The sequence below is a fragment of the Pedobacter sp. WC2423 genome, assembly GCF_040822065.1.
Taxonomy (GTDB): Bacteria; Bacteroidota; Bacteroidia; order Sphingobacteriales; family Sphingobacteriaceae; genus Pedobacter.
The window spans coordinates 159100-170108 of record NZ_CP162005.1 but is presented as its reverse complement, the minus strand read 5'-3'; the positions used below and the strand labels follow the sequence as shown (position 1 = coordinate 170108).

The window sequence follows — 11009 nt, the reverse complement described above, 5'->3', positions numbered from 1 at the left end:
ACCTCTTTTATTTATTCTGGAACGTTTGCCTGTAGAAGTTCTTTTCCTGCTTGAACATTTAATATGTCAATTAGCCTTTTCTTTAAGTCACTTCTTCTCGTTTCATAGAACGTTACAAAATCCTCTAATTTAAGGGAAGAATCTGCTCCAATATGATTTAAAGACAAATAATTGGACCTATCAAGCTCATTTGGATAAATGTCATTCATCCATTGATCAAAATGTTTATCTTTCTTTTCAATGTTTGTTGTTGCCTGAAGTAATTGAAGATTCGCTAATTTATTAAATCGGGATATAAACTCAGCCCTTAATTTTTCATCATTGATTCCTAAACTTACTAATTTTCGACTGTTAAAAAGAGATTTAGGATGTATGTGGTCCTGATGATACTTGAATGAATAATTAAGTGAAGAATATAACAATGCTAAAACGCTATGGCTTCTTTTCGTTGCATATTGTGTCTCAAGTAGATTATTTATGTCGTCCAATGAAAAGGATATAGATTTCCTTTTCCCACGATAGTATTCAATAATTTCTGACAATGGAAATCTACCTAGATTTTGATTTACCAAATTTCGCATTACGGGATATATCGCGTCCGGTGTTCCTCCAAAGGTTCCACGTAGTAGAACCCTTGCTAGCCATTCCATGATTGCTTTTCTATCTGACTCTTGAGCCCCAGAGTGAAGAATTTTTGTAGAAAGTTCATTCTTATAGACAAAATAGGCAATTGGTATAATGGCGTTAGAAGCTGTTAAACTATCTCTGTTGTAACCATATTTGGCTACTAGTTCTACTGAGGCCCGGACTGCCGCCGCTACTTGCTCCCAGTTCTTTTCGATAACCTCCATATTCTGTTTGGTAAAATTATCTACTTTAAATTTGATGTCGTTAAAATCTGCAAGTACTAAACAAGCTTTTAAAACAAAATCTTTATTAAATACAAAGCCATCTCCAATCTTATTTATATCATCAACAAATTCATGAATGACTTCTCTAGCATCTTTTTCATTCCATTGTGCTGTTGCAATAGATAATAAGAGATCTGAATAACTTAACTTAGTTCCCCCGCTATTGATACGAATAAATATTTGAAGGACTTTATCCAGTTCTTCACCTTCTTCCAAGAAATAACTAATTGAACCTTTTTGGTGAATTACGTTAAAAAACTGATTAAGCGTATTTAAGGCATAATTACCTTTCTCTGGTGAGTATTTAGAACTATCGGTCAGACCTACGCTCATCATATAGCCCATTACCTTAGCTATGTCTGTAAATTCAAGTATCTTACCAGCTTCAAACCAAAAATGGTCTTCATCATTTTTAATAGCATCCTCTACAGTTAAAAATTGGAAATCATATTCTAACTCAATATCTTCTGCTTTTTGTAGAAGATTTAGGTATAGTTTTTTAATAGGAAACGCCAAATCATTATTCCAAGAATAATAAGGTAATTTCTTTGAGTAAGAGCCAGTTAAACCTATAAACATTGAGGTCATTCTTTGTTGGCCATCTAATACCGCAATCACATCCTCTTCATGACTAATATCTGCCTTTGTATTATGAGTTGATTTCCTTTCATGATAGTTTTTTAGAAATTCATAGAACTGAAAGTCTTTGATTTTTTGCTTCTCCACTTTCCAAAAAAGAAAAGTACTGATTGGATAATCTCTCATCAGCGAATCAAAAAGTCTTTCAATTTGTTCTGTGTCCCAAACAAACTCTCTCTGAATAGAGGGTAAAACATAATGCTTTTTGCGTATGTTATCTATTGCTTTTTTAATGGTAATTGGAGCCTCGTACGCCATTATATAAATTGGTTTAATATTTTTTTAAATTTTTCTTCTGCTTCTAAACTCTCGTTCCAAGCGGTTTTTAAATCTGCCAAAGCAACTTCAACAGAGGGTAAATTGTCTTCAATAATTTTTTCTACATAAAGTGGAATGTTGAGATTATAGTCATTCTCTATAATATCTTTTAAAGAAGCTATTATAGTATAATTATCTACTTCAATAAAACTGTTGTACCACTCAAATAATTGATTGACGTGTTTTGGTTCTAAGAAATTTTGAGCCCTACCTACTCGAACTTGGTCGGAACCGTCTATGAATAACACCTTTCCTTTTTTATTTGGAGATTTATTTTGTTTAAAAACCATAACACAAGCAGCTAGCTGTGTTCCGTAAAATATATTTGAGCCTAGGCCAATTACAGCCTCCAATAAATCCTGTTTCAATAATTCCTCTCGAATTTTGCCTTCAGCTCCTTTTCTAAATAGTGCACCATGTGGTAAAACTACAGTCATACGACCAGTACTATTCATGGATTTAATCATATGCTGCACCCACGCCATATCACCATTACCTTTCGGTGGTACGCCCGCTATGTTTCTTCCATAAGGATCATTGACCCAATTTTCACTCCCCCAGTCGTCTAGTGAAAAAGGTGGGTTCGCGATTACACAATCAAATGTTTTTAAACCATCTGCTACAAAAAATGCAGGATTACGAAGTGTATCGCCACGCACAATATTAAAATCTTCAATGCCATGCAAAAACATATTCATCCTAGCAATAGAGCTAGAGGTCAGGTTTTTTTCTTGTCCGTATAAAGTTAATGTTCTATAGTCTTCATTACTTTCCTGTAAGTGATTAACACACTCTAAAAGCATCCCACCCGTACCGCAGGCGGGATCATAAACACTTTCTCCTTCATGTGGATCAAGTATCAGTCCTAACAAATGAACTACAGAACGAGGGGTATAAAACTCACCTGCTTTTTTGTTTGTTAAATCTGCAAAATGCTTGATCAAATATTCATAAGCCTGGCCCAAGATGTCTGGATCTACTAAAGAATTGGATAAAGTGTATTGAGAAAAATGCTCAATTAAATCAATCAATAATCTATCTGACAGTTTATTCTTATTGCTCCATTGGGCGTCACCAAAAATACCATAAAGTAACTCTTGGTTGGCTTGTTCAATCCCTCGAAAAGCTTGCTCTATTGATTGCCCAACATTAGTGGTGGTTTCCCTTACATTACTCCAGTGGGATCCTTCAGGTATTTCAAAACGATGAAATTCTGGTAATGATGCATATTCCAAATCGCCACCCGATTCTGCAAGTGCCTGCTGGTATTCTTCATCATAAACATCAGAAAGACGTTTAAAAAATAATAATGGAAATATGTAAACCTTAAAATCAGATGCATCTACGGGACCTTTTAAAATCCAAGCAGCCCTTGATAAATATTGCTCGAGTTGTGATTGTGATATTTTGTTTGTAGTACTCATTATTTATTTGACATCAAGAGTTGTTTTATATCGACATTTAAAAGCTCAGAAATTTGCCAAAGGGTGTCTAGACTAGGCTGAACTTCATTTGTACACCAGCGAGAGATAGTAGTCTCATTTTTGTTCAATTCAACTGCTAGCCATTTATTTGTTTTGCCTTGCTCAGCCAAAACTGCTTTAAGCCGGTTAATTGCTTTCGGACTCATATTTATCTGCATTAAATGTTGATAAACCTACAGATTAAACCGAACTCTACAAAAAAAATAAGGAGTATTATTAGATTAGTTACCGTATTGATTTGAGTGACAATGACTATAAATTGAACGGAATTAAATAAACCATTATAGTATTTCGACCTATACATGTATAGGTAATCTACGCACACTGCTATTTAAAGCCACTCTCCGGAAAACCCTAATAGTATTTCGACCGCTATATTATTATAGCAAATTGAACGAAAAATATAGCTTTGCTATATTTTTAGAGAATACGTATATTAAAAAACCTGCACGATTAAAAGGCGATGTAACCTCAAAATATAGCTTTGCTATATTTTTATAGTAGATTGAGAAGGAAATATAGCAAAGCTATATTTTAACGATTGCGAGGTGATTAGACGGCAAAAAGAAAAAATAAATTATTTATAATCCTTTATAAAACTCAAGCCAGTGATCATAATCCCAGGGGTAAGCACAATTGCCATCTAATTCACCGTCTATAAGTGGCTGGGTTTGACCGTTAATATTTAACCACTTCCTAAAACGAGCCTGCTCATCTTGCGGCAGATCGCTAATTGAATATAAGCTATATTTCCATCATGTTTTAAGTATTTCTGTTCAATCATCTGAATTATCCTTAGTACCGTCTATTCTTGAATTTCATAAACTCATTAAACAATTTTTGCTGTTCTCTTTGCTTGGTAGATGCGTTTGAAGATATAGAACGAACAAATAAAACCCAGACCAGAAGCGCCAAAATTATCAAAAATGTAGGATGACCTGAGCCAAGTGCACCAATCATCAAAAAGAAACTTACGAAAACAGCTACCAGAAATTTTCCAAATACAGTCATATGCAAACGTTTGATAAGTAAATATAATCAATTTTACTTATACATGTATCGGTGTTTGGAAAATATGCTTTTCTTTTATTGCAGGGTAATGAATAAAGCACCCAGTAAATCAGAAATTGATATTTACGTAATTAATAAGGTACGTGAGCTACGTGTGAGTGCAGGTATTTCTCAAGCTGAATTGGCGTTGGCGCTGGATCTTTCTGTTGGATTTATTGGCCATATTGAAAGTTCCAAATATCGGGCGAAATATAATATTAGTCATCTCAACCAATTGGCCAAGATTCTCAAGTGCTCATTTGGTGATTTCTTTCCAGAAGCCCCCTTATAATCCTATGGCTTCGCATCTTTCTTCATCACTCTATATATTTGTCTGAAAATTTTGTACATTTCCTGCTCCTTCTTTAAATTTCTTGGTTTCCTGATTACTGTTTTCAATCTTTAATCGTTTTATCTTGTTCTTAAGATTTTTACCATTACAAGACCTGCTACAAAATCGTGTCACTGTAGTCTTAGCGACAAATAATGCATTACACTCCTCGCAAAATCTATTCAATCTGATATTTGAACTCATACAAAATTGTTTCAGGATGTTTCCACCTGTTTCCTGATGTTTCAAAGTGTTTCATCATTTCTCCGATACACTAAAAATACTTTACTCATTTGTACCTTTTTAAAAACATCCTAATAAAGGTAAAAATATTAACGAAAGGTAAAAAAAATATAAAAACCTCAAGAAATAAAAAAACCTCATAATGATTGATTATAAGGTTTTTTAATAGGTTTTATTAAGCGATTTTTATTATTATTTATCGTTTGTTACTTTCCGATACAAAACTTACTAAAAATATTATCCAGCAAATCATCCGTAGTAACCTTTCCAGTAATCTCTCCCAGATAATACAGCGCCTGTTTTATATCAGTCGCCAAAAAATCCGAAGTAACCGGGTTAATCAACCCTTGCGAAACGCTATTCAACGACTCTTGCGTCTTCCTTAACGCTTCCACATGCCTGATATTCGTAACCATCGTATGATTCTCCGACAACTTATCCCCTATCACAGTCTCATACAACAACTCCTTCAATTCCTCCACATTTTGATTTTCCTTCGCGGATATCCCAATAAACTTAATCTCAGCAGGTAAATTCAACTCCTTTAACCTGTCACTAAACGACAAATCAATCTTATTCGCTACTGCAATAAAAGCCAACCCAGGTTTATATAGACTTGCAATATCGTCCCTGATCTCGTTCGCAGTCAAGTTCAGCACATCGAACAAATAAACTAAAACAGCAGACTGGCTAATCTTCAGCATCGTCTTCTCTACTCCTATCGCTTCTATCGTGTCTGTAGCTTCGCGTATACCCGCCGTATCAATTAATCGGAAGTTAATACCATTGATATTTAAAACTTCCTCTATCGTATCCCTTGTCGTTCCTGCAATCTCACTAACAATTGCCCTGTCCTCGTTCAACAGTGCATTCAACAAAGTAGATTTACCCGCATTCGGCCTGCCAGCAATTACCGTATTGATACCTTCCTTGATCACATTCCCCAATTCAAAAGAACGGATCAGCTTATTCAATACGATCGTAATCTTATTAATTAATTCCTGCAACTGATCTCTGTTTGCAAACTCCACATCCTCCTCAGAAAAATCAAGCTCCAATTCAATCATGGAAGCAAAATGGATCAGCTGTTCACGCAATACATTCAATTCCGTACTAAAACCGCCCCTTAACTGATTCATTGCAACACTATGCGCAGCCTGTGAATCTGAAGAAATCAAGTCCGCCACAGCTTCTGCCTGAGATAAATCCATGGCACCATTCAAAAACGCTCTTAAAGTGAATTCTCCTGGTTTCGCTGCCGAAGCACCCTTTTTTATCAATAAATTAATAATCTGCTGAATGATATAATTTGACCCGTGGCAAGAGATCTCTATCACGTTCTCTTTCGTATAAGACTTAGGGCCTACGAACAAACTTACCACTACTTCATCAATCACGATGTCACCATCTTTAATCAATCCAAAATGCAGTGTATGTGTAGGTTGGCTCAACAGATCCTTTCCGCTAAATACGGAATTTGCGATCGCAATAGCATCTTTCCCAGATAAACGGATTACGCCAATGGCACCCGCTCCAGGTGGGGTTGATAAAGCTACTATTGTTTCATTTGTAATCATAACGGACAGAACTTAGTTTAAGATTGCGCAAAAATACCCAAACATTTGCTATCTTTTCATGTTTAACCCTTGAAAATTAACATTTACATTACAATATGAAAGAATTACCTCTCACCGTCAAGCGGTCAATTGAGTTACTCGGTTTGGTACTGATTGGTGCGTTATTCGTCGTTGCCAGTGATATTATCATGCCTGTTATTATGGCATTCTTTATCAGTATCATGCTGTTACCTGTTTACCGCTGGCTAAGGAAATATAAAGTTCCGGAAATCATCGCAATCATCTTTCCTATTTTACTGGTTGTAATTTTCATAGGTATCATTGCCTGGTTTTTCACCTCCCAGGTAGGTAATCTGGTTTCAGACTTTCCTGAAATCAAGAAAAACGTAGCCCAGCATCTAAAATCATTAAGCGAGTGGATAAGTAATATCAGCCATTATTCACCTACCGAACAACTGAATTTCATCAATAAAAAAAGCAACGATCTGTTAAATATGGCAGGTGGAATGGCAAGTGGTGCTGCTTTAACACTGAGTTCAGTATTTGTATTTGTCGGTCTTCTTCCAATCTACATCTACCTGATGCTTTTCTACAAAGACATCCTGTTACGCTTCGTTTTTATGTGGTTTAAAACTCCGGATCACCCGAAAGTTAAAGAGGCTATCTATGAAACTGAATCTATTATCAAAAATTACCTGGTAGGCTTACTGATACAAATCACTTATATGACTATTCTTTTAGGAGGTCTGCTGATGCTTTTTGGTATTCAACATGCGCTCTTAATTGGAATCATCTTCGCCATTTTGAACCTGATCCCTTACGTAGGTGCATTAATCGGGAACATTATCGGTGTACTTTTAACCATAACCGCTTCAACTTCCCTTACACCAGTAATTACAGTTTTAGCGGTCATTGCAGCCGTTCAATTTTTAGACAACAATATACTGATGCCAAGGATTGTCGGTTCAAAAGTAAAAATCAATGCTTTAATAGCGATTTTAGGTGTAGTTGTTGGAGGCAGTATCGCAGGAGTTTCCGGGATGTTCCTGGCCATGCCGCTTATTGCAGTACTTAAAGTTATTTTTGATAGAACTGAGTCCTTTAAACAATGGGGTGTACTATTTGGAGATGAAAGACCTGCAAAAAGTCCAATGACTTTTCCTATCTTCAGACGCAAAGGAAATGTGAAACTAACATCCGGAACACAAAAAGATTAATAACGATATTAAAATTTGTTGCTGAATTTTAAAAACCAGAGACCCCGGGAGTGAATGCCCCGGGGTTTTCTTTTTTAACTCATTGAAGGAAAAGAAATTCCTTTTATTTTTCTAAACATTTCAACGGCATAGATATCCGTCATACCAGATACGAAATCCAGCACGCAAAGTATCTTTGTATAGTCGTCAGTGGCTTTGGTCTTGAACTGGTTGGGAATCAATTCCACTAATTTCTGATGATATTTCGATTCATTTTTCAAATAAGCAGGAATAAACTCCTCCAGCAACCCACCCATTACTTTATAACCCGCAACCTCTATCTGTACAACAGAAGAATAGTTGTAAATCTTTTTAATAGAGATCCGCTCGATATACTTCATAATTGACAAAAAAGGTTCCTGGATAGCATCCAGCAAACTCTTGTTGAAATCACCACTCAAAATCGCTTCCTGATTGTTATAAAACACCTGAGAACATTGCCCGATTAACGTACTGATCGATTTCGCCCGCATCAGTGTGATCTTGGCATCATCATCCTCCATCTCCGACAAACGTTCAGGCAGTTTAACATCATTACATAACGGCAATAATAAATTCTCTACCTCCTGATAACTCAGGATTTTCAAACGATGCGCATCTTCCAGATCAATGATATTATAACAAATATCATCCGCAGCTTCTACCAGGTAAACCAAAGGGTGACGCTTATAAATCAGCGGCTCATCCGAAACTTTGATCAGCCCCATTTCATCTGCTATCTTTTTAAACCCGCTTTGTTCCGCCTGAAAGAAACCATACTTCTTCGTATTGATATTCGTTTTATCATGACCTGCGATAGAAGCACAAGGATATTTCGCAATAGAAGCCAGTGTAGCATAAGTCAACGCAAAACCTCCGGTTCCTTTTCCGGCAAAAGCATGGGTCAATATCCTTAAAGCATTCGCATTCCCTTCAAAATTGATCAGGTCCTGCCATTCAGCTTCAGTTACCCTATCCTGATAAACCTTTCCATCCCCCGTCGTAAAATAATGAGAGATAGCAGATTCTCCGGAATGTCCAAAAGCCGGGTTTCCAAGATCATGTGCCAGACAAGCCGAAGCGATAATATTACCAATTTCGGCAAGCAGTGGAATAGTCTCATCTACATTCGGATCTATTTCTTTAATCCTGTTGTAAAAGATAGTACCCAATGACCGCCCTACACTCGCAACTTCTAAACTATGAGTCAGCCTGTTATGTACAAATACACTTCCTGGCAAAGGAAATACCTGTGTTTTATTTTGCAGCCTTCTGAAAGGAGAAGAAAAGATAATCCTGTCATAATCACGTTGAAACTCAGATCTTGCCTCTTTTTCATTCCCAGCAAAGCGATCTTCATTTCCCCACCGTTTGGCAGACAATAATTTTTTCCAATTCATAAATTGATCAAATGATTACCTAAAATAATAGCTGATTACATCCTTTCAGGAACTTCAATTCCTAAAATACGCATACCAGATTTAAGAACATTTGCAGTTACCCAGCTCAGATTTAACCGATGTTGTTTAAGCGCTTCATCTTCTTCCTTCACAATTGGCGGGATTTCATGATAAAACTTGTTAAACATCTTGGCCACCTCATAAATATAGTTCGCTAAAGTAGCCGGACTAAACGCTTTAGCGGAAGAAGCGATTTCAGCAGGATATCTTGATAATAATATGATCATTTCAAGCTCAGTAGCTGATAAAGCAATATCATTAGCCACATGCTGTCCATTCTTATATTCAGCTTTACTTAACAGCGATTTAATCCTTGCGTGTGTATATTGGATAAACGGGCCTGTATTTCCCTGGAAATCGATAGACTCAGCAGGATCGAATAGCAAACGTTTCTTAGGCTCAACCTTCAGCAGAAAATATTTCAAAGCACCCATTCCAATTTTATAGTAAAGGCTCTCTTTCTCTTCCTCACAGAAATGATCCACTTTACCCAGTGCTTCAGTTTTCTGCTTAGCGGTAGCGATCATTTCCGCTATCAAATCATCCGCATCCACTACAGTACCTTCCCGTGATTTCATTTTACCACTTGGCAGATCTACCATTCCATAAGATAAATGATATAATCCTTTAGCCCAGCTTTTGCCTAACTTATCTAAAATCAGGAACAGTACTTTAAAGTGATAATCCTGCTCATTACCCACTACATAAATAGACTCATCCATTTTGAAATCATCATATTTCATTTGTGCAGTACCCAGATCCTGAGTAATATAAACTGAAGTTCCATCCGCACGAAGTACCAGTTTCTGATCCAGTCCGTCTTCCGTCAGATCAATCCAGACAGAGCCATCAGGTTTCTTAAAGAAAACTCCTTTAGCTAAACCTTCTTCAACCGTATCTTTTCCTAATAAATAGGTATTACTTTCGTAATAATACCTATCGAAATCAACACCCAGGTTTTTGTAACTTACAGCGAAGCCATCATAAACCCATCCGTTCATTTTCTTCCACAACGAGATCACCTCTTCATCACCAGCTTCCCAGGCCAATAACATTGCCTGAGCTTCTTTGATTAAAGGTGCATTCTTTTTGCCTTCATCCTCAGTCTGACCAGCTTCCTTCAGTGCTTCGATTTCCTTTTTATATTCTTTATCGAAAATCACATAATACTTACCAACCAGGTGATCGCCCTTTAAACCAGAGCTTTCAGGCGTTTCGCCGTTGCCCCATTTCTGCCAGGCCAGCATAGACTTACAGATATGGATTCCCCTGTCATTCACCAAATTAACCTTATAAACTTCTGATCCACTCGCTTTTAAAAGCTCAGAAACAGAATAACCTAATAAGTTGTTCCGAACGTGTCCAAGGTGAAGCGGTTTATTGGTATTTGGCGAAGAATATTCGACCATTACTTTTTTACCATTCGATGGAATAGTGCCAAAGCTCTCTTTCAGCAAGTCAGTCTGAAAAAGATCGACCCAGTAAGTGCTGACGATGCTCAGGTTTAAGAACCCCTTAACGACATTAAACGCAGTTATTTCTTCAATATGTTCCTTAAGATATTCTCCAAGGTCATTCGCAGTTGCTTCAGGTGATTTTTTAGAAAATCGGACTACAGGAAACACAACCATCGTAATTTCTCCTTCAAATTCGCTGCGCGTATCCTGAAGATTAACTTGTGCTTCAGGTAAATCCTGGTTGTATAGTTCTTTGACCGCATTGATGGTCGCAGTAATAATATGTTGTTGGATATTCATAATT

At 36.7% G+C, this 11009-nt stretch carries 8 protein-coding genes; 2 read left to right on the top strand and 6 right to left on the bottom strand.

The features are described 5' to 3' along the window. Positions 1–11 precede the first annotated feature (11 nt). The 3 genes from AB3G38_RS00735 to AB3G38_RS00725 are packed head-to-tail and all read right to left on the bottom strand — an operon-like array spanning position 12 to position 3510. Positions 12–1808 carry a DUF262 domain-containing protein gene (locus AB3G38_RS00735; protein WP_367866579.1) on the bottom strand — a complete coding sequence of 599 codons (1797 nt, stop codon included), beginning with the start codon at positions 1806–1808 and terminating at the stop codon, positions 12–14. Further along, the gene (locus AB3G38_RS00730) at positions 1808–3292 is read right to left on the bottom strand and encodes an N-6 DNA methylase (RefSeq protein WP_367866578.1); all 1485 of its coding nucleotides are present in this window, start codon (positions 3290–3292) and stop codon (positions 1808–1810) included. Before AB3G38_RS00730 ends, AB3G38_RS00735 begins: the two co-directional genes overlap by 1 nt. After that, positions 3292–3510 carry a helix-turn-helix transcriptional regulator gene (locus AB3G38_RS00725; protein WP_367866577.1) on the bottom strand — a complete coding sequence of 73 codons (219 nt, stop codon included), beginning with the start codon at positions 3508–3510 and terminating at the stop codon, positions 3292–3294. The genes AB3G38_RS00730 and AB3G38_RS00725 overlap by 1 nt, the downstream gene beginning before the upstream one ends. 941 nt (positions 3511–4451) lie before the next feature. Between AB3G38_RS00725 and AB3G38_RS00720 the strand changes: the two genes are divergently transcribed. Continuing rightward, complete coding sequence (locus tag AB3G38_RS00720) at positions 4452–4694, top strand: helix-turn-helix transcriptional regulator (RefSeq protein ID WP_367866576.1); 243 nt, start codon at positions 4452–4454, stop codon at positions 4692–4694. A gap of 488 nt (positions 4695–5182) precedes the next feature. Here the strand turns inward: AB3G38_RS00720 and mnmE are convergent, their stop codons facing one another. Beyond that, positions 5183–6553 (bottom strand): tRNA uridine-5-carboxymethylaminomethyl(34) synthesis GTPase MnmE, encoded by a 1371-nt coding sequence (mnmE, locus tag AB3G38_RS00715; protein WP_367866575.1) that lies wholly within the window; start codon positions 6551–6553, stop codon positions 5183–5185. Positions 6554–6648: 95 nt separating this feature from the next. On the opposite strand from mnmE, the gene AB3G38_RS00710 reads away from it, so the two are divergent. After that, positions 6649–7770 carry an AI-2E family transporter gene (locus tag AB3G38_RS00710; RefSeq protein ID WP_367866574.1) on the top strand — a complete coding sequence of 374 codons (1122 nt, stop codon included), beginning with the start codon at positions 6649–6651 and terminating at the stop codon, positions 7768–7770. Between the two features lie 74 nt (positions 7771–7844). Here AB3G38_RS00710 and AB3G38_RS00705 read toward each other — a convergent pair whose 3' ends face one another. Both AB3G38_RS00705 and argS read right to left on the bottom strand, forming a co-directional pair. Continuing rightward, complete coding sequence (locus AB3G38_RS00705) at positions 7845–9188, bottom strand: deoxyguanosinetriphosphate triphosphohydrolase (RefSeq protein WP_367866573.1); 1344 nt, start codon at positions 9186–9188, stop codon at positions 7845–7847. A 35-nt stretch (positions 9189–9223) separates the two neighbouring features. Beyond that, positions 9224–11005, bottom strand: a complete 1782-nt coding sequence (gene argS / locus AB3G38_RS00700; RefSeq protein WP_367866572.1) for an arginine--tRNA ligase — start codon at positions 11003–11005, stop codon at positions 9224–9226. Positions 11006–11009: the final 4 nt, after the last annotated feature.

What these genes read in the sequence shown, in the direction of transcription:
- AB3G38_RS00735 (WP_367866579.1), bottom strand. Translation starts at nt 1,808, where the DNA reads ATGGCGTACGAGGCTCCAATTACCATTAAAAAAGCAATAGATAACATA.
- AB3G38_RS00730 (WP_367866578.1), bottom strand. Translation starts at nt 3,292, where the DNA reads ATGAGTACTACAAACAAAATATCACAATCACAACTCGAGCAATATTTA.
- AB3G38_RS00725 (WP_367866577.1), bottom strand. Translation starts at nt 3,510, where the DNA reads ATGCAGATAAATATGAGTCCGAAAGCAATTAACCGGCTTAAAGCAGTT.
- AB3G38_RS00720 (WP_367866576.1), top strand. Translation starts at nt 4,452, where the DNA reads ATGAATAAAGCACCCAGTAAATCAGAAATTGATATTTACGTAATTAAT.
- mnmE (WP_367866575.1), bottom strand. Translation starts at nt 6,553, where the DNA reads ATGATTACAAATGAAACAATAGTAGCTTTATCAACCCCACCTGGAGCG.
- AB3G38_RS00710 (WP_367866574.1), top strand. Translation starts at nt 6,649, where the DNA reads ATGAAAGAATTACCTCTCACCGTCAAGCGGTCAATTGAGTTACTCGGT.
- AB3G38_RS00705 (WP_367866573.1), bottom strand. Translation starts at nt 9,188, where the DNA reads ATGAATTGGAAAAAATTATTGTCTGCCAAACGGTGGGGAAATGAAGAT.
- argS (WP_367866572.1), bottom strand. Translation starts at nt 11,005, where the DNA reads ATGAATATCCAACAACATATTATTACTGCGACCATCAATGCGGTCAAA.